This window comes from Rhizobium sp. RU20A (genome assembly GCF_900155885.1).
Taxonomy (GTDB): Bacteria; Pseudomonadota; Alphaproteobacteria; order Rhizobiales; family Rhizobiaceae; genus RU20A.
Genome location: NZ_FTMB01000010.1, coordinates 114,963 through 140,124, shown reverse-complemented (window position 1 = coordinate 140,124; position 25,162 = coordinate 114,963). Strand labels below are relative to the sequence as shown.

The following is a 25,162-nucleotide window of genomic DNA, read 5'->3' as shown; positions in this document are numbered from 1 at the left end:
TGCCAGATTGAAGCCATAGGCGGTCTCGATCGCACCATTGGAGTCCTTGCGGGCATAACGCTTGCCGTTCGGACTGTCGTTGCGGTGAATGAGCCCGGCCTCGACGAGATGCACGAGGTTCTCGCGTAACGTCGTACCGGCGATCCCGTTTGCCCGTGCGGTCAATTGAGCATTGGAGGGAAAGACGATGAGGTTTGCGCCCTCGCGCAGTTCGTTGTCCGGGTAGAAGGACAGAAGCGCGCTCAACACGGCCAGAGCGCGATCCCTGACCCCAAGCAGCGTGCGCGCATCGCAGGCATCGCGGTAGATCTTCCATTTGTCGGCCGACTTGCCCGGGCGAAGTTCCGTGGCCCGCTTCTGCGATGCCACTAGCGCAAGCGTCACCGGCCGCCGCCCAAAGGGCGTCGTCACATATCCAGTCTGCATCTCTTTCACCTTTTCACGGGCAAAAGAAATCCGCTCACCAAAACGGTGCCAAAAACGCTTGACTGAGATTCATGGAAATGCGATTCTCGGGCTGCTAGACCTATGAGAGAGGCTTCCATGACGGCAACGTCGGGGGGCCTTTTTCTTTTGCTGTTTTCCTATCCTCGCCTATTGATCCGATGAGGGCGTTTCCGCCTTGAAACTCTCATAAAGCGCCGGGAGGCGCTCCATGAGGAAGCGTGCAAAATCCTCGTCGCGATCGCGCCTGATCTCGATGCGGCAGTTGCGACCGGACAGTGCCATGGTGGCAATCTCCTGACCTTCGGCAGCACGGGCAACAAGCCGCTCGGTCCTGCCCGGCGCCGCCTTGCCCTCGCCGCTCTTCAGCGCCTTCAGCACCGCCATGAAGCGATCGTCGCTGCTCTTGTGGTCAAACGCCTTGTCATCGACAGCCTTGCGGGCCTTGCGCTCGGCGCCAGCAAGCTTGACGAGTTCGCTCATTTCCTGCCAGCGCGGTCGGCCGATCTTTGGAGCCCGGCCAATGGCCGTTACGAGCCAGTCCGGGACGGCGCGCGCCACGCTGACCAACTTATGCGCCTCCTGGCGATCCACGGACAGGGCCGTCTGGATCAGCGACCGCTGAAAACCGCCCTCCTCCAGTCGCAGCGCAAAGACGGCACGCTCGATGAAGGTCAGGTCTTCGCGGGCAGAGTTTTCGATGCCCTGCGCGACAACGAGACGGTCGTCGTCGAGGTCGCGTACATAGGCCTTGACCTTCAGGCCCAGATCACCAGCAGCGCGCACGCGCCGGTGACCATAGGCAATCTGGTAGCGGCCCGCCGCGCCGGGATGCGGACGAAGCAGGACAGGAATTTCCTGCCCGTGTTCGCGCATCGACGTCTTCAGCGCTTCGACGGCCTCGACATCCTGATCGGCGAAGCGGTCCGCGAAAGGGGAGGGGTCGATGAGGGTGGGATCGATTTCGACCGGCACGGCCCCGCTCGCCACCTGCCGCTTCAGTTCCTCATAGTCGCGCTCGACCTCCGAAAACGTGTCCTTGAGGGAGCGTACAGCGCCGGATGCGACGCGCTGCACCGGCTGGCGCGGCTCGTCAGTCGGGGGCTGCTCGCCGCCGCCCGAAAACAGCGATCGGATCGACTGTGTGCGCTTGCTCATGGTCTCCTCTCCATCGGCAGGGGTGTCGAACAGAAGGTTCCGTCGTCAGCTGACAACGCCCTAACCCACTGATTCGACTGTCCGAGCCCAGCCATCACCGTCCCCAGACCTGATTGATGAGATCAATGACCTCCTGGTTGACGGCATTGATCGATTCCATGGCGCGGTCATAGGTGGAACGCCCCACAGCGCCACGCGACAATTCGTAAAGAGACTGCTTCGTCAGGCCGGCATTGGCAATCGCGGTCGATTTCCATGCGGATGCCGCCATCACATCGCCCGCGAAGACGTCACGCAGGAGACCGACGATTTCCTGTTCGGGGACGTCGCGCGGATCATGCCGGGTCACAAGGAAGCGCAGGAAGTCGTAGTCGAGACTGCCACCCGCCTCCTCGATCACCGAAACGAGGTCCGACGTCATCAGCAGGAACTGGCTCATCGAGGCGACATCGACCATCTGCGGATGAACGGTGACGATCATGCCGGTTGCGGCGTTGAGGGCACCCATGGTGAGAAAGCCGAGCTGCGGCGGGCAATCCACGACGACCACGTCAAAGTCGTCCTCGACCTCTGCGATCGCGGCCGCGACGCGACGGAAGAACAGCTCTTCCGGCCGGCCACGATTTTGCAACATGTGGCGCGGCGTCTGGTGCTCGAATTCCATCAGCTCGAGATTGCCCGGGACGATACTGATGCCGGTGAAATAGGTCTCCCGCACCACATCCTTCATCGTCACGCGCTGCTCGTCATAGCGGATGGCGCCGTAAAGCGTGGTATTCTCCGCTACGTCAAACTCCGGCTGGTAGCCGAACATGGCCGACAAGGAGGCTTGCGGATCGAGGTCGATGGCAAGGACACGCAAGCCCTGCAGCGCCAGCCCTTGGGCAAGATAGACCGACGTGGTCGTCTTGGCCGAGCCGCCCTTGAAGTTGGCGACGGTGAGGATCTGCAGCTTCTCGCCGGGACGCCGACGCGGCCAGAAGCGCAACGCCTCCTTCGGGCGGGCGGTCGCCAGATATTCGCGCAGCTGGTTGATCTGTTCCAGCGTGTAGGAGCGCCGCCCGGCATTGCCGACGTCGGGGGCAGGGCCGAGCCCATCGAGGGAAAGCTGACGCAGATAGCCGTCGGACACGCCGACGATTTCGGCCACTTCGCCCGAAGTGAAGGAGCGCAGCGACTTCTGCGCCGTCGGGGGAAAGGCCCGTTCGCCGACACTGCGCAGGCGCGCCGAAAGCGCTTCCGCCCGTTGTGTAATATGGGCAGATGTCGATGCGCGGTTGATGTGCCGATCGATCACGTTCACTCTGGCCTCTGGGTTCAGACGGTTTCCTAGCGTCAGACGCGCTGTTTCCGTCTCAAGCTAAGCCACGATTCTGATGCCACCGCAAGAAGAATAGGGTTAACGCTTCCTTAACGGGCCGGCAGCGACCATGTCTACTGCGGCTGTGTTGCCGAGATTTTTCAAACGAAAGCAATCGCTTCCGACCGAAGCGGCTGCCTCGGTTAAGCTTGCGTGGGGCCGGAGACATCGCCAGCACCCGCCGCCGAACACGTGCTGGAAGCGTGCCACACGCCCATGGTCGCGTCGATAAGCGACTCACGCCATGGGCGAGTGGAACCGGCGATTCTGGCGTCGAGGGGAGGGAGGACCCGGCATCACGGACGGCTCAGGGTCGGCGTCGGTAGCCACGGCGCAGCTTGCGGGTTTCGTGGTCGTGCAGCGCCGCAAGCGCCCCTTCGCGGCTCGCAAAGGCTTCGCACACGACGCGGCCGCGCGTCCCGATCCGCCCCCAGCGACGCGTCAGCACGGGTTCGCCGAACAAGGAGGTCTCGACACTCAGCTGATAGAAGCGCGCCATGTTGAGGGCGGGCTGACACCGTTCAAGATGGATATCTGGAGGATCATGATGCATGGCGCGAGTGTCGCGCCCTGCGGGCTTGCTGTCCAACGAATGATTGGAATCGATGCACCGTCACCGATTCCCATTTGTGATGGATCGCACACCCCTTCCGCCGGGGAAGGGGAGGGGGCTTTCGAACCGCAGACGGGCGGAAGGCAGCCCCCGTTCAGGCCGGGGCTGCGCCACACATTAATGTGCCAGCATGTCCTCAAGGATTTCCTTCCGGCCCATGTCGGAAGGGAAATAGGTCGGCCAGTTCGTCAACTCGGCCAGAACCTTGGCGCGATCGTCGCCCCAGTAGAGATGATAATGCCCGGCCTTCTGCGGCGCGATGATATGATCGCTGAACTGAATGTATTCCGGCGCCGCCGCATCGCCCGCGCTCTTGCGAAAAATGAAGCGCACGCCGCGATTGCCCTTCTTGTAGGTCAGGATTTCATGACCGTCGCTCACGTAATCGCCGCTAACCTTCTGATCGCCCCGATAGAAGGTGACGGTGTTGCCGTCGATGACGATGCGGCTGACGTCGGTGCGATAACCGGTCTCGTAGTAGGCGCGGTATTGTTCCGCGGTCATGTCGCCCTTTTCCGCCTTGTGCGCCATGACCGAATCGAGCGTGCCATCCATGAGATAGGGATAGATCGACTGCCAATCGCCCTCCCAGTCGGTGAGATCGCGCGCCTTGACCTGGCTGTCGTAGAAGTAGCCCTTGCTCGCCGAGCCCGCCTGGCCGTGATCATGGGCATGGGCCTTGTCCGCTTTCGTTTCCGCGCTCATCACCGGGCTCGCCAGCAAGGCCGCCGCAAGCGCCATTGTGCCGGCAAAGGTCATCGTTCTCGTCTTCATCCGTCCATCCTCTCGCAAGTCGACAGCGCAGTTTGCCGCGACTTTTATGTAATAACATAACGGATGCGGATGTATGGTAATTTTGACGGATAGGCAAGCCGCAACTTGCATGTCGCGGCTTTGTCCACGACGGCAGGGGAGGGGGGCGGAGAGGACGGACGCACATCCCAATCGCGGCGGCAGGCGTTCGACGCCTCCGTGGATCGGCCCCTTAAGACCTGCAGGCGCTGCGAGGATGGCGGCCTGGCGGCTCCCAGCGTCCGTTGCCGCGCGCTTAAGCCGCCGATGCGTGCGGCATCAAGACCGCTGTCGCGCGCTGGGCAGGGGCGATCTCTGCGTTGCGAAGGCGTATCGCGGCTTCGACTTCGTCCGCATAGCGCTGGGCATTGATGATGGCCTTGTCGAGATTGCTGACGCGGGCCGGATCGAGGCGATGCAGGAAGGTCTTGTACTCGAACATGTCGCGGAAAGCGGAACGCTCGATGATGGGTGTGTCGAGCATCCGAACGTGGCGCTCGTTCAGCAGTTGCTTGACGGCCTGCAGCGCCCTCGTCGTCACCATGGAATTGACGCGGGAGAGCAGCACGGCATGGGGGATGCGGATGCGGGCCTTCTGGTCGAGGTAGGCCAAAAGTTCGATGACCTGCGCGCCGCCCTGGGCATCCATCGAGCTGCCCTGGATGGGAATGATGACGAAATCGGACAGGCCAAGCGCCGTGGCTAGCAGCGGCGACTGGGCGCCGGGCAGATCAACGATGATGTAATCGCTTTTCGGCTTGTATTCGGCCACGGTGCGAGGGAGGGCGGCCAGCGAAACATAGGTCGCCACCGTCAGGTTGGCGACGGGGTCGGCGCCCTCGAACCAGCGGGAGATCCAGCGCTGCGGATCGGTGTCGATGATGGTGATGCGGTGACCGCGACGCACCAGTTCGGTCGCCAGCAGCAGCACAGCCGTGGTTTTGCCGGCGCCGCCCTTGGTATTGGCAAATGTAATGATCGGCATGGTCGAATCCCGGCTTTGGCCGGTCCGCCGCCGGCGCTGTCCTGCACCCGGGACCCTTGTCCCGGCAGATTCATCTTGCAAGCTTATGGTTAACGGATCCTTGCAACCAGTCCGTGGACCCCCCCCGAGGCGCTGAAATGCAAATGCCGGGGGAAGACCATAGCAAGGCCCAGCCGCAACCGCCGGCGGGCCCCGCCGTCATGCCATGCGCCGCCTCAGCGCCGGCGGTCTTCCGCCTGGATTTCGGCCGCCAGAAGGTTGAGGGGCAGGATCTTGGCGACGCCGCCGCGGGCAATCGCTTCCTTCGGCATGCCGAAGACAACCGAGGAGGCTTCGTCCTGCGCCACCGTATAGGCGCCGGCCTGATGCATCTCCAGCATGCCGCGGGCACCGTCATCGCCCATGCCGGTCATGATGACGGCCATGGCATTCGACCCGGCCGAGCGGGCCGCCGAGCGGAACAGCACATCCACCGACGGACGATGGCGCGAGACGAGGGGACCGGAACGCACCGAGACATGGTAGCGCGCGCCCTGCCGCTCCAGCAGCATATGATGGTCGCCGGGCGCGATCAGCACATGGCCGCGCAGCACCGGGTCGCCGTCCACGGCCTCCTTCACCTCCACCTCGCACAGGCCGTTCAGCCGCTTGGCAAAGGCCGCGGTGAATTTCTCCGGCATATGCTGGACTATGACGATGCCGGGCGCGTTGGCCGGCAGCCGCTCAAGCAGTTCGCGCAGCGCTTCCGTTCCGCCCGTCGAGGCACCGATGCATACGACCATTTCCGTGGTGCGCGCCATCGCCCTTCCCGAGGGGGGAGGGAGCATGGCATCGGCCGTCAGCTTTTCCTGTGGCACGAGGCGACCGTCGCTGCGGGCTTCGGGGTGGTTGGCGGTCGCAACCGCAGCGCGGCGGCCGAGCCGGGCCTGCGCCGCACCCTTGACCGCTTCGCAGATGCGCGCGCCCTGTTCCGCCAGGAAATCGGCAGCGCCGATCTTCGGCTTGAGGATGACATCGACGGCGCCGGCTTCGAGCGCCTGCATCAGCGTTTCCGTGCCCTGTTCCGTCAGCGACGAGCACATGACGACCGGGATCGGCTTTTGGCTCATCAGCTTGCGCAGGAAGGTGATCCCGTCCATGCGCGGCATTTCAACATCCAGCGTGATGACGTCGGGGATCTCCTCCTGGATGCGCTTGGCCGCCATGAAGGGATCGGAAGCGGTGCCGATCACCTCGATTTCCGGATCGCTTTGAAGCACGGAGACCAACGTTTGCCGGACGCTGGCGGAGTCATCGATGATGAGAACCCGGATCTTCTTGGCTTGCACGGATTAATCCTTCACGAAGATGGTATTGGCGATCTGGCGTATGGGAAGTTCCATGGCGGTGACCGACTCGGAATGGCCGATGAAGAGATAACCACCGTCCGCCAGGCATTTGCACAGGCGCGTGAGGACATGCTGTTGTGTCGGTTTGTCGAAATAGATCAGCACGTTGCGGCAGAAGATCAGGTGCATGGGATCGCCGACCGAGTAAACGTCGTCCATCAGGTTGAGCCGAGAGAAGCCGACCTTGCGCCGCAGATCCGGCACGATGCGCATTTCCGGGCGTTTCGGATCGACGGCCCGCATCACATAGCGACGCATCATGGTGTCCGGCACCGGCTCCAGCATCGGCGAAGGATAGATGCCGCGCTTGGCGCGCTCCAGAACATCGGTGGACAGATCCGAGGCAAGGATCTGGTAATCGGGACCCTTTTTCTCGCGCTTGAAGTCCTCCAGAACCATCGCCATCGTGTAGGGCTCGGCGCCGATCGAGCAGGCCGAACTCCAGGCCCGGATGCGGCGCACGCCGGCCGCCTCCAGCGCCGGCAGCGCTTCGTCTCTCATGAAGTCGAAATGGTTCGGTTCGCGAAAGAAGTCCGTCTTGTTGGTGGTCACCACATCGATCAGGTAGATCGCTTCCTGATCGAGCCCGCCCTTGTCGAAGATGAAGTTGCAGTAGTCGTCGAAGGTATTCTGACCCGTCGCGCGCAGCCGGCGGCGCAGGCGACCCTCCAGCATGGTCAGCTTTCCGGGGGGCATCTTGATGCCACTGTAATTGTAGATGTAGGCCGACAGACGCCGGAAATTCCGGTCGCTCAGACGGTCAAACTGAACGTGAGACGCTGCAACTGACACGATACTCGGTTTCCTCAGGCAATTTCACGGGTCTTGGCGCCGAAGGAGGCGAGTGCGGCTCCGTTGTCGGAGAAGAGACGGGCGAGATTGACGATGACCACGAAGTCGCCGTCGCGGCGCACCACACCTTCGATGTATTCCGAGTTCCAGCGCACACCGATATCAGGCGCTGCATCGATCGCCTCGTGCCGGAAGGGCACGACCTCGAACACCTTGTCAGCCACGAGCCCGATGGTCAGCATGCGGTGTGTAAAGGGGATATCGAGCACGAGAACGCGCGTGTGCGCGGTCTTTTCCATGGCCGGCATGCCGAGCCGCAGGCGCAGGTCCACGATCGGAACGCCCTGGCCGCGCACGTCACGCAGGCCCATCAGATAGTCGGGGCCGTGCGGGATCTTGAATACATCCTCATGATCGAGGATTTCCCGCACCACCGTCACCGGCACCGCGAAAACCTCGTTGCCGAGAGCGAAGGTCACGAATTGTGATTCCGGACCGGCCGATGTCTGTGTTGTCTTCATCATGTCTCACCCTCACGCTTTGCGGCGAAAATCATCATCTTCTGTGTCGGGACCGCCCATCGACAGATCGAGCGTGAACCCCTTGGCACGGGCCTGCTGCGCCGCCACCGAAAGATCGGCGGCCGGCCTTGCAGGCGCCCTTGCAGCCTTGCCGGAACTTGCAGCCTTGACAGGCGCGCGCGACGGCGCGGTCTTGCGCAGCTGTTGCTCCCGCTGCCTTGCCGGCCCGTCATCATCCGTCAGGTTGAAGAAGCTGAGGACCGCCTGCAGTTCTTCGGCCTGGGCGGCCAGTTCCTCGGAGGTCGAGGAGACCTGTTCGGAGGCGCTGGCATTTTGCTGCGTCACCTTGTCGAGCTGCTGGATGGACTCATTGATCTGCGCGGCCCCGATATCCTGCTCGCGACAGGCAGCGGAAATCTCCGAGACGAGCTCGGCCGTCTTGCGAATGTCAGGCACCAGACGGTTCAGCATGTCGCCGGCGTCCGTGGCGGCCTTGACGGTCTCGCCGGAAAGACCGCGGATTTCCGCGGCGGCCGCCTGGCTGCGCTCGGCAAGTTTGCGCACTTCGGAGGCGACGACGGCAAAGCCCTTGCCGTGCTCACCGGCGCGCGCCGCTTCCACGGCCGCATTCAGGGCGAGAAGGTCGGTCTGGCGGGCGATTTCCTGCACGATCGAGATCTTCTCGGCAATGACGCGCATCGCACTGACAGCCTTGCCGACGGCATCGCCGGAAACTTCGGCATCCTTGGCGGATTGACGGGCGATCTTCTCGGTCTGGGCGGCATTGTCGGCGTTCTGCTTGATGTTGGAGGCCATTTCCTCCATCGATGCGGACGCCTCTTCGGCGGACGAGGCCTGTTCGGTGGCACCCTGCGAGAGTTGCTCGGAGGAGGAGGAGAGCTGCTGGCTGCCACTGGCGACATGCTCGGCTGCCGTGCTGACATTGGTGGCGAAGGTCACGAGATTGGCGACCAGCCCGTTGATCGCATCCTTCATCTTCTGGTGGTCGCCCTCACAGGCGATCTCGACTCTTTCCGTGAGGTCGCCGTCGCTGACGAGCCGCAGCACGCGGTTGCCTTCGGCGATCGGTAGGATGATGGCGTCCAGCATGCCGTTGATGCCGGCGACGAGTTCGGAGAAGTCGCCAACGAAGCGCTGCGCATCGCCGCGCTCGCTGAGTTCGCCGGCGGAGGAGGCGACGATCAGACGCTGGATTTCGCCGATGATGGCCCGCAGATTGGCGCGCAACGTTTCGATCGTCTCGTTGATGAAGGCCTTCTTGCCGGGGAACTGTTCCAGCTGGGCATCGAAATTCCCCTCGCCGAAGGCCTTGATGCAGGCCATCGCCTTCTTCTTCACGGCGATATGGCCGGCCACCATCTCGTTGATGCCCTTGGCCATGGCGCCGAAATCGCCGCTGAATTTCTCGACGGGAACGAAGACGTCGATGTCGCCCCTGTCATGCTCGACCGACATGCGGTTCATCTCGTCGATCAGCCCCTTCAGATTGCCGCGCAGGGTCTCAATCGTCTCGTTGATGAAGGCCTTCTTGCCGGGAAGCCGTTCCATCTGGGCGCCGAAATCACCGTTCGCAAAGGCGTTCACGCAGGCCATCGCCTGCTTCTTCACGGTGATGTGGGCAGCGACAAGCTCGTTGATGGCGTTCGCCGTTTCGGCCAGATCGCCCTTGAAGCGCTTGACCGGCAGGACTGCATCGATATCGCCGCGCTCATGCTCGGCTGACACGTGATGCACGGCATCGCGCAGCGCCACGGTCGGCCGCGTCGCCGCGTCAAGAAGGGCATTGACGGCGACAAGCGTTTCGCGCGCCGAACCTGTCACGTCATCCAGCGAGACGCGCCGCGACAGGTCGCCGTCGGCAAGGGCCTGGGTCAGCGCCTGGATCTGCGCGATGGCGGTTTGCGGTCTGGATGAGGTCTTCATCTGGGTCAGGAAGGACATTGGGCGTTCCCCGTTCTAGGATTGTCAGCAATCTCATTTTTCTTACCCTTCGCCGAACCGACCAAGCGGCGCCGAAGATGGGGTCGGATGATCCGCCGTTGAAAGCCGGCGCCCGATGTCAGCGCCGGCTTTTGAAGCGCAGTGGCCGTCAGGCCGTCTGCCGGAAGTCGTCGTCCTCGCTGTCCGGGCCGCCCATGGACATGTCGAGGGCGAAGCCCTTGGCACGCGCCTGCTGGGCGGCGACGGAGTGGTCGCTGGCCGGCTTGCGGGCAGCGGGTGCGAACGACTTCTGCACCGGACGGCTCGCCGGCTTTGCGGCCGGTGCGTGTCTCTGGACGGGCGCCGCGGCGCGGGCCGCCTGGCGCTGAGCGCTCTCTTCGATGCGGAAGAAGGCGATCGAGGCCTGCAGTTCTTCGGCCTGGGCGGCAAGCTCTTCGGAGGTCGACGAGACTTCCTCCGAAGCGCCAGCATTCTGCTGGGTGACCTTGTCGAGCTGCTGGATCGCCTCGTTGATCTGCGACGCCCCGATGTCCTGCTCACGGCAGGCGGCGGAGATTTCCGCGACCAGTTCGGCGGTCTTGCGGATATCCGGCACCAGACGGTTCAGCATGTCGCCGGCTTCCGTGGCAACGGCCACCGTCTCCCCGGAAAGACCGCTGATTTCGGCAGCGGCGGCCTGCGAGCGTTCGGCGAGCTTGCGCACTTCCGAAGCGACGACGGCGAAGCCCTTGCCATGCTCGCCGGCACGGGCGGCTTCCACCGCCGCGTTGAGGGCGAGAAGGTCGGTCTGGCGGGCAATTTCCTGCACGATCGAGATCTTCTCGGCGATCGTGCGCATGGCACCGACGGCCTTGCTTACGGCTTCACCCGAGGCTTCCGCATCGCGGGCCGACTGGCGCGCGATCTTTTCGGTCTGGGCGGCGTTGTCGGCGTTCTGCTTGATGTTGGCGGCCATCTCTTCCATCGAGGCGGACGCTTCTTCGGCCGAGGAAGCCTGTTCCGTTGCGCCCTGCGAGAGCTGTTCGGAAGACGACGACAGTTCCTGGCTGCCGGACGAGACGTTCTGCGAAGCGGCAATGGCATCGGCAACGACACCGCGCAGGCGTGCCACCATGCTTTCCAGCGATTGGCCGAGCGTATCCCTTTCCGAGAGCGGCTTCGGCGTGACCGTCAGGTCGCCATTGGCGATCTTGTCGGCGATCTCGGCCGTGTTGCGCAGGTTGCCGGTCATGACATTGACGGTATCGACGAGGTCCTTGATCTCGTCATTGGTCTTGATCTCAACATCGTTGTCGAGGTCACCAACCGATACGGCGCGCACGACATCCATGACCTTGCGAAGGCTGCTGCTGATGCCGAGCGCGATCCAAAGGGCGGCGGCAAGGCTGGCAAGGATGGCGACGACGACGGCCGAAATCAGGATGGTGCGGACCTGGTCGTAGGTTGCATTGGCGTCGGCCAGCATGGTGGCGACGCGCTCCTCCTGGATCTTGACGAGTTCGCGCGTGCCGTCGCCGACTTCCTTCGCAAAAGAACGCATCTCGCCATTCGAGAACTCGGTGGCGCCAGCCATGTTGCCGGACAGGAGGATCGCGTCATGCTTGGCCGAGGCTTCGTCGAACTTCTGGAAATCATTCCCCGTTTCGATCCAGAACGGCTTGCCCTGAGCCGATGCCGTAGACGTGCCCGCTTCGATGATCTTGATGGTCTCGTCGGTCAGGTCGTTGGCGGTCTGCAGGAAGGGACGCGCCTCGTCGACCGTGCGCGCCAGAACCGCGTTCTTCTGCTGGCGGATGATTTCAGAAAGGTTGCGGTCGATCTGCAGAGCATATTGCAGCCGCTTTTCCGGCCCGTTGGCAAGCTCTTCCAGAGCTGCATTCACCGTTCCGAGGCTCATGATGCTGTAGACGGAAAGACCGGCAAGAACGGTCAGAATGAACGTAAAGACCAAAGTCAATTTCATTTTGATGGTAAAACGCATGGTTGTCCCCATAGCCGTAATGGTGCGCTGAACGCTTCACATCTTCGCAACGAGGGACCCCGTCTCCCATCGTCGCATTTGCGATTTTTCGCAGGGCATCATGCCATGCCGTCTTGTGAAGGCGCTGCCGGCACGAAAGCGTCGGCAGCGCTAAAGATGGTTACGCCGACTGGCGGAAATCGTCGTCTTCGCGGTCCGGACCGCCCATCGACATATCCAGGGCAAACCCCTTGGCGCGCGCCTGCTGGGCGGCGATGGAGTTGTCTGGAGCCGGCTTGCGGGCCGGCTGTGCCGAGGCCTTCGGCGCAGCCTGGCGCGCGGCAGGCTGGGCACGCTTTGCAGGTGCCGCAGACCGGGCCGGCTGGCGGGAGCTCTCGCCCTCGACACGGAAGAAGGAGATCGACGTCTGCAACTCCTCGGCCTGGGCGGCCAGTTCTTCGGACGTTGCCGACATCTCTTCCGATGCGCCGGCATTCTGCTGCGTCACCTTGTCGAGTTGCTGGATCGCCTCGTTGATCTGCGAGGCCCCGATGTCCTGTTCACGGCAGGCGGCGGAGATTTCGGAAACCAGTTCGGCGGTCTTGCGGATATCCGGCACCAGACGGTTCAGCATGTCGCCGGCTTCCGTCGCGGTTTTCACCGTGTCGCCGGACAGACCGCTGATTTCGGCAGCGGCGGCCTGCGAGCGCTCGGCAAGCTTGCGCACTTCCGAAGCGACGACGGCAAAGCCCTTGCCATGCTCGCCGGCACGGGCCGCTTCCACCGCGGCGTTGAGGGCGAGAAGGTCGGTCTGGCGGGCGATTTCCTGCACGATCGAGATTTTCTCGGCAATGAGACGCATGGCGCCGACGGCCTTGTTGACGGCCTCGCCGGAGGCTTCCGCATCGCGGGCCGACTGGCGGGCGATCTTTTCGGTCTGGGCGGCGTTGTCGGCGTTCTGCTTGATGTTGGCGGCCATCTCTTCCATCGAGGCGGACGCTTCTTCGGCCGAAGAGGCCTGTTCCGTCGCGCCCTGCGAAATCTGCTCGGAGGCAGAGGAGAGCTGCTGGCTGCCGGCGGAAACCTGGTCGGAGGCCGAAAGCGCGCCGCCGACAATGCCGAGCAACTGCTGCACCATCGACTGAACGGCTGCGAGCAGGCTGTCGGTGTCGCCCTTGCGCAGTTCGGCCTGAACCGTCAGGTCGCCATCCGCAACCGTGCGAACGATCTGACGAACGTAGTCAGGCTCGCCGCCGAGCGTCTTGAGGATATCGCGGACGATATAGATGGCGATACCGAAGCCGAGCACGACGCACAGGGCGATACCGCTAAGAACCAGCGTCGTCGCCGAAGCATAGATGGCGTCCGCTTCGTCGCTTGCCTGGGACCCGCCCTTCGAGTTGAAGTCCGAGAGCTTGGTGAGCGCTTCGGAGGCGGCGTCGTAGATCTTCTTGGCTTCGCCGTTGTAGATAGCCATCGCATTGGCGGTGTCGTTGCGCGAGGAGAAGGAAATGGCCCTCTCGTGCAGCGGCAGATAATCACTCCACTTCTTGCTGAAATCGTCATAGAGGGCGCGCTCGGCGTCGCTGGCAATGTTTGGAACATAGGAAGCACGCAGCTTCTCGATTTCCGCACCCAGACGCGTCATCTCGTCCGTCCAGCCTTTCATGGCGCCTTCGTCCTGCGAAATGACATGCTGCAGGCCGGCGCTGCGGAAATCCGACGTGCCGGTGTTGAGACGGCCCGCGATATCGACGCTGGGCAGCCAGTTCGTGGCAATGTCGGTCGACTTGCTGCTGACCGTGCCCATCTGCATCAGGGAAAACCCGCCGAGCGCCGCGACAAGCAGGATGATGATGCCGAAGCCAAGGGCAAGTTTGGCTTTGAGAGAAAGATTCATGGTTCTGGTCCTGGCCTTCTTGGCTGTTCGCCGATCGCTCGATTTCATTGACCGGTGTTCTGTTTCGTCATGCCGATGGTCTGCGGGCTTGCTCAGCCGGCAACGGCGTCGTGTTCAGCGTCAAAGATCGCGTCGAGACTCGGCACGATGATGAATTCCCCGTCACGCTTGACGAGGCAGTCAATGTAATCGGAGCGCCAGCGCATGCCGACACTCGGCGGCGGCTCGCTGGCCGCACGCGGCAGCATGGTCACTTCGTAAACCCGGTCGGCACGCATGCCGACCAGCGTGCTCTCGCCCTCGATCTCGAGTTCGAGAACGACGATGCGGCTGTCGATCGTGGCTTCACTGGCCTCCATGCCGAAGGCAAGGCGGATATCGGCCAGTGGAATGACCTTGCCGCGGAAGTTGATCACGCTGCCGACGAAGGCGCGGGCGCCGGGTACTTTGGTCTCCGGCAGGAGATCGAGGATTTCCTGCACGACGACGGCTTCGATGGCGAAGGTTTCGCCCGACAGCCCGAAGGTCAGCACGGCCACTTCCTCGCCGCCATTCCAGAGCCTGTCGAACTGCTGTTTGTTGTGAACGATTGTCATCCGGCCGCGCGCAGCTGCGCCTCCTGGTTCTGGCCCACCTGGACGAGGTGGGAGACGTCGAGAATGAGCGCCACCGAACCGTCCCCGAGGATCGTCGCCCCCGAGAAGGTGACGACGTCATGGTGGAGCTTGGACATGGATTTGATCACGGTCTGGTGGTCGCCGATGATCTGATCGACGACGAGGCCGACGCGTTCATCCCCCGTGGAAATGACGACCACCTTCTGGAAGGGATCCGGCGGCGTTCCGGTGCGGAAAAGATCCCGGAGACGCAGGAAGGGCACGAGGCTGTCGCGCAGCGAGATGAAGCTGCGGCCGCGCGAGCGCATGTCCTCCTCGACCGACAGTTCGAGGCATTCCTCCACCGCCGAGAGCGGAATGACATAGCAGCCGGTGCCGACCCGGATCAGCAGGCCGTCGATGATGGCAAGCGTCAGCGGAATGCGCAGCGAGATTTCCGAACCCTTGCCGGGCTCGGACTTGACGTCGATAACGCCGCGCAGCGCTTCGACGGTCTTCTTGACCACGTCCATCCCGACACCGCGCCCGGAAAGGTTGGTCACGGCTGCGGCGGTCGAGAAGCCCGGCTGGAAGATCAGTTGCAGAAGCTCCTGATCCATCAATTGCTGCCCTGGCTGGATGAGACCGGAGGACTCCGCCTTGGCGCGGACGCGATCGCGGTTGATGCCACGGCCGTCGTCGGTGATGGTAATGATGACTTCGCCGCTCGACTGCCGGGCAGCGAGCTTCACCGTGCCGGTGCGGCTCTTGCCGGCGGCGACGCGATCCTCCGGCGTTTCGAGGCCGTGGTCGATCGAGTTGCGGACGAGATGGACGAGGGGATCAGCGAGACGCTCGATGACGGTCTTGTCGACCTCTGTGGTCTCGCCTTCCGTCTCCAGCTCGATGACCTTGCCGGTTTCGCGGGCAAGATCGTGCACCAGGCGGCGGAAGCGTGTGAAGAGGCTGCCGACGGGCACCATGCGAAGCACCATCATCGTGTCACGCAGCTCGCCCGACAGGCGTTCCACATCTTCCGAGACGGATCGCAGCTGGATGTCGGCACTGGAGCCGGCCAGCTGCGAGAGCCGGGACTGCGCGATCACGAGTTCGCCGACGCGGTCCATGAGTTCGTCGAGACGTTCGGCGGGCACACGCACGTTTTCGGCCGTCTTGCCATGCTTGGCATCGGCCGGTTGAGGTGCGGAAGCAGCGGCGGCGGGGGCGCGGGAAGCCGGTTCGGCCGCTGCCGGGGCGGCAGCGACGGGCGATGCCGCAGGCGCGGCGACGGCGGCAGACTCGGATACGGGCGCCGGGGCGGCGGCCCCTATTTCCGTGATCGCCAGCTCCATTTCATCCATGACGAAGATGAAGACATCCTCGACGGCGTCGCGGCCCTTGTCCGTGACGAGCGTCACGTCCCAGCCAACGTAGAGATCCGTCGGCTCGATCGTGTCGAGCGTGGGGATGCGCGACAGGTCCGCCTTGACCGTGCAGGTTCCAAGATCGTGCAGCTCGTTGATGAGGCCGAGCGGATTGGTACCGTTCGCCATGGCATTGACGGGCAGACGGAAGACGATGCGGAAGCCCTTGCCTGCCTGGGCGGCGGGGGCAGGGGCCGTCACCTTTTCGACCGGCGCGGCAAGCGGGGCGGGTACGACCGAGCCACGGGCGGCCTGGCCCCCGACGGCAGCCTGGAGCTTTGCCAGAAGCACATCGCCGGCGGCCTCGTGGTCACCGTTCGGCGTATCGACCAGCGCCTTCATGTGGTCCTGCGCATCGAGGACGCAGGCGACGAGCTCGGCCGTTGCCGGCACCTCACCCTTGCGAACACGGTCGAAGGCCGTTTCGCAATGGTGCGTAAACGCAGCAAGGGCTTCGAAGCCGAACATGGCGCCGGAGCCCTTGAGCGTGTGCAGACCGCGAAAAACGGCGTCGATCTGGGATTGGTTGGAGAGGTCGTGGAGCAAGTCCAGCAGACCCGCTTCGATCTGCTCGAAGAGTTCCGCCGCCTCGGTCCGGAAGACCTGGATGGGATCGAGACTTGTCATCTGCCGAGCACTTTCTTGGCGATCTTGACCAGTTGTTCGGGGTCGAAGGGCTTGGTGATCCAGCCGGTTGCACCGGCCGCCTTGGCGCGCGCCTTCATGTCGGCATCGGATTCAGTGGTGAGGAAGATGATCGGAATGCCCGTATGGGCTGGCGATGAGCGCAGCGCCTCGATCATCTGCAGACCGTTCATGTTGGGCATGTTCAGATCGGTGACGATCATGTCGTAGCTGCCGGCCTTCGCCTTGCCGAGACCGTCCAGCCCGTCCACCGCTTCCGTCACCTGATAGCCGGCGCCGGTCAGGGCGATGCGGGTGGTCAGGCGGATGCTCGCGGAGTCATCGACCGTGAGGATATGCGCAGTCATGTTCAGTCCTTCCGATGAAGCCAGAATTCGGCGTCGCGCGGGCTTGCTTCGGTGAGAAAACCGGCGCGTTCCAGGGTGTTGAGAAGATTGCCCGTGGCCGGTCGCGCGAGCGAAATCGGCAGGCGGAACGCCTCGGCCTGCTTGCGCGCGGCCTCCACGAGCTGCAGGAAGCTCAGATCGATCTCCGCGCCATCAGGTACGGACAGCACGATCGGCCCGCCGGCTTCGAATGCCTTGCGCAGCGCATCGTGCGCGGCGGCAGCATGACGGATTGTCAAATGCACCGGCAGGCCACCGGGGCCCGTACTCGTCAGTTCTGCTTGTGACATGGCGACATCCTGAAATGGCTGCATTCATCGAAAACGGGAGGCCTGCCGTCGGTCACGTACCCGCGTGCGGACGCGTCCACCACACAGAGCGGCCACGCAGGTCCACAGGCGATACGTCTTGCGACGAACCGGACGATTTTTCAGAGGGGGTATCGGGACAGGGGCTGGCCCTCCATGGTGCGCGTCATGCGAACCGGGCTGTTTGCCGCTTTTCGACATCCAATATTAACGCCATTGGTTAAATGGGCGTAAAAATATTCGATATGTAGAATTAAACTAAAAAACGAAATACGCGCACATTCAGTGCATTGAAAATTGTCAACTTCGAAAATTATCGCGGAAATGCAGCGAAAAGCGCCGAAATCAACCAGTTCGCACGAAACGCTCACACGGCTTCCCGCCTGTCATGGAAGCGACCACAACAATTGCCTCACTAGATTTCGGGAGCCGGTAACAACAAGAATTACAGTTGCCCGCGCGGCGAATCTCCTTTCGACACGGTGCTGGGGGCAGATCAAAGGCTGCTGTCGCGCAGGATCAACCGCGGTGTGAGGATGACATCGGCGACATCGTGAGTCCCGTCGATGAGGTCGAGGATCATACGCCCGGTCAGTTCGCCGATGCGGCGTGCATCCGCGTTGATCGTCGTCAACGCAGGCACGCTGACCCCGGCGATTTCGTAGTCGCCGAAGCCACCGATGGCCATGCGCTGCGGCACGGCAATGGCGCCCCGCTGACATTCGGTCAGGGCCCCGAAGGCCGATAGGTCCGATACGCAAATGACGGCTTCGGTATCGGGGTATTCGGCGAGCAACCGCGCCATGGCATTGGCCCCTTCGCGCATGGAAATCGGCGGTGGTCCGGCATCGATGAGCCGCGTTGCATCCAGCCCATGCGCCGTCAACGCGGCGATGAAGCCGAGCCGGCGATCACCACCGCGCGTGTCGCGACTGGCATCGCCGCCGATGAAGGCAATGCGGCGGTAACCGACAGCCACAAAGTGATCAACCATGCCGCGCACCGCCGCCGCATTCGAAAAGCCGACATAGTGGCCGATCGGGTCGGCCGGAATGTCCCAGGTCTCGATGACCGGCACGTTGGCGTTCTCAAGAAGGCGCCGGGCCCGCGGCGTATGCTTGCCGCCGGTCACGACGATGGCCTGCGGCTTGCGACGCAGCAGTTGTTCGACGAGGCGTTCTTCCTCGGTGACGTCGTAATTGGTGTAGCCGAGCAGGATCTGGAAGCCCCGCGTGCTCAGTGTCTCGGAAAGCCCCCCGACCGTATCGGCGAAGTTGGCATTGTTCAGCGACGGGATGGTGACCGCGATGAAGTCGGTCTTTTGCGAGCGCAGGTTCGAGGCGGTCGCATCGAAGACATAACCGAGCTCGTCGGCTGCTTTCAGGATTGCGTCGCGGGTTTCCTTGTTGATGAGGCTACCCGGCTTGAAGGCGCGCGACACGGTCATGGGGGAGACACCCGTCATGCGGGCGATATCCGCCATCGTCGGTGCCTTGTCGCTGCGCATGCCCGCCCCCCGTTCTGGCCAGACATGCCGTCCGGCCGCGTGTTCAGATGTCGTCGGCGCCAATGGCCGCCAGGGCAGCCCGCGCAACCGTCTCGTCCTGCTCGCCCGAGCCGGAACCGACGCCGATGCCGCCAAGCAGCACACCGCCGGAGCGGATCGGCAGGCCGCCCTTTAGGCCCGTCACGTCGCCGCCGGTTGCGGCCGCGAGCGCGGCTTTTGCGTGGTCGGGCAGCGTGTGGGTCGGCGCGCCGATCGAGGCCGCCGTGCGTGCCTTGGCCGTCGCGCTCTTCAGCGACAGGTAGCGCGAACCCGTCATGCGGAAGGACGCCAGCACGACACCGCTGCCATCAACGATGACGATACATTGCGGTTGGCCGGATGCGCCGGCGGCCTGCACGGCAGAGGTCAGCATCGCCATGACCCCCTGGTCAGTCAGCCGTGCGGTGGTTTCCGTAAAAGCCATGATGTGTCTCCTCAGGCGGGGCGGGCGGCGCCGCGGATGGCAAGCGACACCGCGTAGACGGAGGTGGTGGCGGTGATGAAGAGGCGATGCCGGTCGCGCCCGCCAAAGCAGATGTTCGACACGGTTTCCGGCACGAGAATCTTGCCGAGCCGCCGGCCGTCCGGCGCAATGCAGTGCACGCCGTCGCGCGCCGAAGACCAGAGGTTGCCTGCCTCGTCGACACGCATGCCATCGGCGCAGCCGGGATCGATGACGTGGAAGACATCGCCGCCCGTCAGCGTCCAGCCGGCGCGGACATCGAAGGCGCGGATATGCTGCGGATCGCTTGTAAACATCCGGCCGGTATCGGCAACGTAAAGCCGCTTTTCGTCCGGGCTGAAGCAGAGGCCGTTCGGGCAGTTGAAATCGGTGAGCACGGCGCGGATCTCGCCGCTTCCGGCATCGACCCGGTAGACGTTGCAGGGCAGTTCCTGCGCGCTCTTCGTGCCCTCGTAATCGGTCGCGATGCCGTAATGCGGATCGGAAAACCAGATGGCGCCGTCGGAGGCGACGATCACGTCGTTCGGCGAATTCAGCCGCTTGCCCTCGAAGCGGTCGGCAATCACCGTGATCGACCCGTCATGCTCGGTGCGCGTCACGCGGCGCAGGCCGTGCTCGCAACTGACCAACCGGCCCTCGCGATCGCGCGTGTGGCCGTTGGAAAAATGCGACGGTTCGCGAAACGTGCTGAGGCCCGTCGTCGGGCTCCAGCGATGGATGCGGTTGTTGGGAATGTCGGAGAACAGCAGGCAGTCGTGATCGCCGAACCAGACCGGACCTTCCACCCAGTCAAAGCCTGTGGCAAGCGTCTTCAGCGGCGCATTGCCGAGAACGAATGTGGAGAAGACCTTGTCTTCCGCCTCGAAAAACGACATGCGCAACTCCTCTTCATGCCCTCACTCTTCGGCATGACCTTACCTATCACGCCGAACCCGGCAAGATCGCCGGAGTTCCGTCCACCGGGAAAGGCCAGGGCAGGGTGGGGCTGCCCCGGCCGGTCCCTAAAGGACTTACTTGCCCCAGATCTTCTTGTATTCGTCGCGATAACCATTGTCCGGGTCGAAGGTGTTCTTCGGACCGCCATCGAACTCGATATTGTCGACCGTAACGACGTGGAGCGGCGAGACGTAGCCTGACCATTTTTCTCCAGAGAAAGCGCGGTTCAGCTCGTCTACCAGTTGCCAGCCCTGAAGGTTGAGCGGCTCTGCTACGGTGACCGACTGATACTGCTTGGCACGGATGCGCTGGTAGGCGCTTTCCGAACCGTCGCCGGCAGCAACGCTCTTCGGCGCGCCATCCCCGGCAATGCCGGCAGCGGCGAGCGACGGGCCCATGAAGTCGAAATAGATGTCGTTGATCGCCAGCGAGTGGGTCCACTTTTCCCCGTACTTCTGCAGAAGCGTCGTCGTCAGCTGCGGCATGCGCTGCGAGGTCTCGGCAATCGGCGTGTCGACATATTCGAGCACGGTGCCGCCGAGCGCCTCGATCTCGGCCTTCATCTTGTCGGCCTTGGCGATCGCGATGGCATAGGTGCTATCGGTGAAGATCACCACGCCCGGCTTGCCGCCGGCATCCACGAAGGCGTAGTCAGCAGCCGCCTTGGAAACTTCCATCGCATCGGTCGTCACATTGGCGAAGACGCCAACCTCATCGACCGGGCCGACGGCCGGTGCCGCGTGCCAGGCGACCATGGGAATACCAGCCTTCTTGGCCTCTTCCATGGCCGGCTTCTGCTCGACAGCGTCGAAGCCGGTGATGATGATGCCGCCGGGCTTGAGGGTCAGTGCCTGGCCGAAGGCGGCCGTGCGGCCCTCGATGGAACCGGCGCTGTCGAGCACCGTCACGGTCCAGCCGATGGCGGCGGCCGCCTCCTCGATGCCGTTGACGACACCGAGGATGCCGCCATTCTTCATGTCGGCCGCGACGACGACGACGCTCTTGCCCTCGACCGCTTTCGGACCGGTGGTGGGACCGTCCCACTTCTCGACCTTGCTGGCATATTTGGCGACGACGGCTTTCGCATCGGCCATGGCATCGGCGAAGGCGGGGGCTGCAATGGCCATGCCGATGACGGCGACGGACGCTGCGAGGAAATGTCTGCGTTTCATGGTGGTCCTCCCTTTGGACGTGAAATCAGGCAATCGGGTCTGTTGTGTCAGGTCTTAGCGGTGTCGGGCGTCTTGTCGGGCGCGCCCTTGGGCTTGATGGCGCCGGCAGCCCCGCGGCGGCGCTGGGCATAGCCGGCGATACCGATGGCGACGAGCAGCGTGACGCCGTTGAAGAGCGGCTCCACGAAGAAGGATCCGCCGATCTGCTGGATGCCGGCAATGCCGACGGCGAGGATGATGACGCCGATCATCGTGCCCCAGACATTGACGCGGCCGGGCTTGATGGTGGTGGAGCCAAGGAAGGCGCCGACCAGCGCTGGCAGCAGATATTCGAGGCCGACGCTGGCCTGGCCGATGCGCAGCCGCGAGGCGAGCAGCACGCCGGCAATGGCCGAGAGCGTGCCGGAGGCGATGAAGGCGGCGATGACGAATTTGCGGACCGGAATGCCGTTCAGCGCGGCGGCCTTCGGATTGGCGCCGATGGCGTAGACATAGCGGCCGATCGGCAGATATTCGAGCACGATCCACATGATGAGGGCGAGGCCGAGCACGTAGAAGCCGGTGATCGGCAGGCCGAAGACCATCGTGCCGTTCAGCGCCAGGAAGCCATCCGGCAGGACGCCGACGACCTGACGGCCACCCGTGTGCCAGAGCGCCAGCGCATAGATCACCGTGCCGGTGCCAAGCGTCGCAATGAAGCTGTCGATCTTGGCGACCTCGACCAGCAGGCCGTTGAGCACGCCAGTCATCGCCCCGAGCAAGATGACGATGGCCACCGCGAAGGGCCAGGGCAGGCCGTACATGGTCTGCAGGCTGATGGCGAGAATGTGCCAGAGCACGATGCCGTAGCCGATCGTCAGATCGATGCGCCCGCAGGCCATGGGGATCATGGCGGCCAGCGACAGGATGGCGATGATCGTCTTGTTGGCGATGATCGAGCGCAGGTTGAGAACGGTCGGGAACGTATCCGGCAGCAGGATCGAGAAGACGACGATCAGGAGTGCGGTAAGGATCACGAGGCCGTAGACCGGAACGAGGCGCTTCACCTTGTCGCCGGTGGAAAGGCCGCGCATTTCTGCGGGCGTCGGCTCGAGCGCGTTGGACTGGATGGATTGCATCGGCTTTCTCCGGAAATCAGGCCGCCTCGGAGGCGGAGGCTGCCGAAATGACAGCGGATGTGGTGAGGTCGGCGCCCTTCAATTCGCGCACGATGCGTCCGCGCGAGAAGACGAGGGCCCGGTGGCAGATGTGGGCGATCTCCTCGAAATCGGTGGAGATCACGAGAACGGCGAGGCCTTCCTCGACGGCCGAGGCGATCAGGCGATAGATGTCGGCCTTGGCGCCGACATCCACGCCGGCGGTCGGATCCTCGCAGATGAGAAGCTTGCGCCCCGTCGCCAGCCAGCGGCCGACGACGACCTTCTGCTGGTTGCCGCCCGACAGCGCCTCGATGGCCAGCGCCTGGTCGTTGGGTCTCAGGCCCACCTTGCGGCCGATCTCGAAGGCCATCTCGGCTTCCTTCGCAGGGGAGAGGAAGCCGGCAAGACCGCGCCCGGAGGCGCTTGGGTTGAGGAAGGTGTTTTCCCGAAGCGACAGCGACATGGCGACGGATTCTTCTGTGCGGTCGCGGGCAATCAGCCCGATGCCGGAGGCGATCGCCGTTTCGGGTGTGGCAAGGTCGGGACGATTGCCGCGCACGACCACGTCACCGGATGCCGGCTCGGCGCCGAACAGCGCCCGGCCGACCAGTTCCTGTCCGGCACCGCGCAGGCCGACGAGACCGAGAAGTTCACCCTTGCGGATCTCGAAGGAGACGGGGCCAGCACCCCGGCAGGCGAGATTTTCAACTGTCACCAGCGTTTCGCCCGGAACCGTCTCGGCCTTGGCGAAGAGCTGGTCAGCTTTTCGGCCAACGATCATGCGGATGAGTTCGCCGGGATTGGTCTCCCTGACCGGCGTTTGACCGACCAGATGCCCGTCGCGCAGCACGGCGACGCGATCGGCGATGCGGAAGATTTCGTCGAGCCGGTGCGAGACGTAGATCATCGCGACGCCCCGCTCCTTCAGCGGACGGATGGCGGCGAAGAGGCACTCGACCTCATCGGCCGGCAGCGAGGCGGTCGGCTCGTCCAGCACCAAGACGTCGGCCTCGACGGCCAGCGCCCGGGCGATGGCGACAAGCGACTTCTCCGTGCGCGTCAGGCTCTGGACGCGGGTGGAAGGATCGAAATCGCAGCCGACCAGCTTCAAGGCTTCGGCGGTGCGGCGCGCCGTACCATTCCAGTCGATCAGCTTGTTGCGCATGGAAAAGCCCTGCGCCAGGCCGACATTTTCCGCGACAGTCATCCATTCGATGAGGCCGAGATCCTGGTGGATGAAGGCGACGGACTGTCGCTCGTTCGGCTTCGGCGGGCGATGCTGGTAGGGCTGGCCGCGAAAGAGGATCTCGCCGCCATCGGGGCGATAGATGCCCGCCAGCGTCTTGATAAGAGTCGACTTGCCCGCACCGTTCTCGCCGAGCAAAGCGAGGATCTCGCCGCGGTGGAGATCGAGCGAGACGCTGGTCAGCGCCTTGGTGCCCCCGAATTCCTTCGAGACGGCACGAAACTCCAGCAGTTTCTCCATCGTCATCGCTCCTCCCAAAGCTCGATGATTGGACGATATGGTATCGATAACATACCTGTCAAGACCCCCGTTTGAAGCGATTTCCGGCATGCAAAAAGGGGATGGACAAAATGTCGAAGCCGAATATGTTATCGATAACACGGAGAGGCAAGGCCAAAATGCACCGCTTGCCTCAAGAGACCTGAAAAAACGCGAGGACACCCCATGACCGCTGAGGCGAGCGACCCGACAACCGCGATCGACATCCTGCAAGTCGGCCCCTATCCCCAGTGGGACGAGGAGCGGCTGAACGCGCATTTCACGATGCATCGCTACTTCGAAGCGGTGGACAAGCCGGGCTTCCTCGCGGCCCACGGCGCGGGCATTCGCGGTATCGCGACGCGCGGCGAACTTGGCGCCAACAGGGCGATGATCGAGGCGCTGCCGAAGCTCGAGGTTATCTCCGTTTATGGCGTCGGCTACGATGCCGTCGATCTGGCCGCCGCAAAGGAGCGCGGCATCCGCGTCACCAACACGCCGGATGTTCTCACCAAGGATGTCGCCGACCTCGGCGTCGCCATGATGCTGGCGCAGGCGCGCGGCATGATCGGCGGCGAAGCCTGGGTGAAAAGCGGTAACTGGGCAAGCCAGGGCCTTTATCCCCTGAAGAGCCGCGTCCATGGCAAGCGCGTCGGCATTCTCGGCCTCGGCCGCATCGGCTACGAGGTCGCACGCCGCCTCGCCGGCTTCGATATGGAGATCGCCTATAGCGACACGGGGCCGAAGGACTTCGCCGGGGATTGGCGCTTCATAGCGGATCCGGTCGGGCTCGCTGCGGAGAGCGACTTCCTCTTCGTCACGCTCGCCGCGTCGGCAGCCACGCGCCACATCGTCGGCCGCGAGGTGATCGCCGCGCTCGGGCCGGAGGGCATGCTGATCAATATTTCCCGTGCCTCCAACATCGACGAGGAGGCGCTGCTCGACGCGCTGGAAACGAGGGCACTCGGCTCGGCCGCGCTCGATGTCTTCGAGGGCGAGCCGCAACTCAATGCGCGCTTCCTGGCGCTCGACAATGTGCTTCTGCAGCCGCACATGGCCTCCGGGACGATCGAGACCCGCAAGGCGATGGGCAAGCTCGTTTTCGACAATCTCTCCGCCCATTTCGCCGGCCAGCCGTTGCCGACGCCCGTTCTCTAAGGATTTCGCC

At 63.5% G+C, this 25,162-nt stretch carries 23 protein-coding genes; 1 reads left to right on the top strand and 22 read right to left on the bottom strand.

Annotation, left to right across the window (positions count from 1 at the left end; genetic code table 11):
- The 22 genes from repC to F3H41_RS18780 all read right to left on the bottom strand — a co-directional run.
- Positions 1-426, bottom strand: a 426-nt coding sequence (gene repC, locus F3H41_RS18885; protein WP_280177054.1) for a plasmid replication protein RepC, incomplete at its 3' end; no start/stop codon positions are given.
- 168 nt (positions 427-594) lie between these two features.
- Complete coding sequence (gene repB / locus F3H41_RS18880) at positions 595-1,602, bottom strand: plasmid partitioning protein RepB (protein ID WP_149740238.1); 1,008 nt, start codon at positions 1,600-1,602, stop codon at positions 595-597.
- A gap of 94 nt (positions 1,603-1,696) precedes the next feature.
- Positions 1,697-2,905, bottom strand: a complete 1,209-nt coding sequence (gene repA, locus F3H41_RS18875) for a plasmid partitioning protein RepA (protein ID WP_188129536.1) — start codon at positions 2,903-2,905, stop codon at positions 1,697-1,699.
- Positions 2,906-3,269: 364 nt separating this feature from the next.
- A complete protein-coding gene (locus F3H41_RS18870; RefSeq protein ID WP_149740237.1) occupies positions 3,270-3,515 on the bottom strand; it encodes a WGR domain-containing protein in 246 nt (81 codons plus the stop codon).
- 177 nt (positions 3,516-3,692) lie between these two features.
- Positions 3,693-4,349 carry a metal-binding protein ZinT gene (locus tag F3H41_RS18865; protein ID WP_149740236.1) on the bottom strand — a complete coding sequence of 219 codons (657 nt, stop codon included), beginning with the start codon at positions 4,347-4,349 and terminating at the stop codon, positions 3,693-3,695.
- Between the two features lie 274 nt (positions 4,350-4,623).
- Entirely contained in the window at positions 4,624-5,352 is a 729-nt protein-coding gene (locus F3H41_RS18860) for a ParA family protein (RefSeq protein ID WP_149740235.1), read from the bottom strand.
- 215 nt (positions 5,353-5,567) lie between these two features.
- Positions 5,568-6,680: a chemotaxis response regulator protein-glutamate methylesterase gene (locus F3H41_RS18855; protein WP_149740234.1), complete on the bottom strand. Its 1,113-nt coding sequence runs from the start codon at positions 6,678-6,680 to the stop codon at positions 5,568-5,570.
- Positions 6,681-6,683: 3 nt separating this feature from the next.
- Complete coding sequence (locus F3H41_RS18850) at positions 6,684-7,532, bottom strand: CheR family methyltransferase (RefSeq protein WP_149740233.1); 849 nt, start codon at positions 7,530-7,532, stop codon at positions 6,684-6,686.
- 14 nt (positions 7,533-7,546) lie between these two features.
- A complete protein-coding gene (locus F3H41_RS18845; RefSeq protein ID WP_149740247.1) occupies positions 7,547-8,053 on the bottom strand; it encodes a chemotaxis protein CheW in 507 nt (168 codons plus the stop codon).
- Positions 8,054-8,065: 12 nt separating this feature from the next.
- On the bottom strand, positions 8,066-10,015 hold the full coding sequence (locus tag F3H41_RS18840; protein ID WP_188129534.1) for a methyl-accepting chemotaxis protein: 1,950 nt from the start codon (positions 10,013-10,015) through the stop codon (positions 8,066-8,068).
- A gap of 148 nt (positions 10,016-10,163) precedes the next feature.
- On the bottom strand, positions 10,164-11,996 hold the full coding sequence (locus F3H41_RS18835; RefSeq protein ID WP_149740232.1) for a methyl-accepting chemotaxis protein: 1,833 nt from the start codon (positions 11,994-11,996) through the stop codon (positions 10,164-10,166).
- Between the two features lie 160 nt (positions 11,997-12,156).
- Positions 12,157-13,875, bottom strand: coding sequence for a methyl-accepting chemotaxis protein (locus F3H41_RS18830; RefSeq protein WP_149740231.1), 1,719 nt, complete (start codon positions 13,873-13,875; stop codon positions 12,157-12,159).
- A 92-nt stretch (positions 13,876-13,967) separates the two neighbouring features.
- The gene (locus F3H41_RS18825; RefSeq protein ID WP_149740230.1) at positions 13,968-14,471 is read right to left on the bottom strand and encodes a chemotaxis protein CheW; all 504 of its coding nucleotides are present in this window, start codon (positions 14,469-14,471) and stop codon (positions 13,968-13,970) included.
- Positions 14,468-16,522, bottom strand: coding sequence for a chemotaxis protein CheA (locus F3H41_RS18820; protein WP_149740229.1), 2,055 nt, complete (start codon positions 16,520-16,522; stop codon positions 14,468-14,470). Before F3H41_RS18820 ends, F3H41_RS18825 begins: the two co-directional genes overlap by 4 nt.
- The gene (locus tag F3H41_RS18815) at positions 16,519-16,887 is read right to left on the bottom strand and encodes a response regulator (RefSeq protein ID WP_149740228.1); all 369 of its coding nucleotides are present in this window, start codon (positions 16,885-16,887) and stop codon (positions 16,519-16,521) included. The genes F3H41_RS18820 and F3H41_RS18815 overlap by 4 nt, the downstream gene beginning before the upstream one ends.
- Positions 16,888-16,889: 2 nt before the next feature.
- Complete coding sequence (locus F3H41_RS18810) at positions 16,890-17,240, bottom strand: STAS domain-containing protein (RefSeq protein ID WP_149740227.1); 351 nt, start codon at positions 17,238-17,240, stop codon at positions 16,890-16,892.
- Positions 17,241-17,730: 490 nt separating this feature from the next.
- A complete protein-coding gene (locus F3H41_RS18805; RefSeq protein WP_149740226.1) occupies positions 17,731-18,741 on the bottom strand; it encodes a LacI family DNA-binding transcriptional regulator in 1,011 nt (336 codons plus the stop codon).
- A 43-nt stretch (positions 18,742-18,784) separates the two neighbouring features.
- Positions 18,785-19,204 carry a heme-binding protein gene (locus F3H41_RS18800; RefSeq protein WP_149740225.1) on the bottom strand — a complete coding sequence of 140 codons (420 nt, stop codon included), beginning with the start codon at positions 19,202-19,204 and terminating at the stop codon, positions 18,785-18,787.
- 11 nt (positions 19,205-19,215) lie between these two features.
- The gene (locus F3H41_RS18795) at positions 19,216-20,118 is read right to left on the bottom strand and encodes an SMP-30/gluconolactonase/LRE family protein (protein ID WP_149740224.1); all 903 of its coding nucleotides are present in this window, start codon (positions 20,116-20,118) and stop codon (positions 19,216-19,218) included.
- A gap of 135 nt (positions 20,119-20,253) precedes the next feature.
- A complete protein-coding gene (locus F3H41_RS18790; protein WP_149740223.1) occupies positions 20,254-21,351 on the bottom strand; it encodes a substrate-binding domain-containing protein in 1,098 nt (365 codons plus the stop codon).
- 47 nt (positions 21,352-21,398) lie between these two features.
- Positions 21,399-22,469: an ABC transporter permease gene (locus F3H41_RS18785; RefSeq protein WP_149740222.1), complete on the bottom strand. Its 1,071-nt coding sequence runs from the start codon at positions 22,467-22,469 to the stop codon at positions 21,399-21,401.
- Between the two features lie 16 nt (positions 22,470-22,485).
- Positions 22,486-23,982, bottom strand: a complete 1,497-nt coding sequence (locus tag F3H41_RS18780) for a sugar ABC transporter ATP-binding protein (RefSeq protein WP_149740221.1) — start codon at positions 23,980-23,982, stop codon at positions 22,486-22,488.
- Between the two features lie 198 nt (positions 23,983-24,180).
- On the opposite strand from F3H41_RS18780, the gene F3H41_RS18775 reads away from it, so the two are divergent.
- On the top strand, positions 24,181-25,152 hold the full coding sequence (locus tag F3H41_RS18775) for a 2-hydroxyacid dehydrogenase (protein ID WP_149740220.1): 972 nt from the start codon (positions 24,181-24,183) through the stop codon (positions 25,150-25,152).
- The last annotated feature ends 10 nt before the right edge of the window (positions 25,153-25,162 follow it).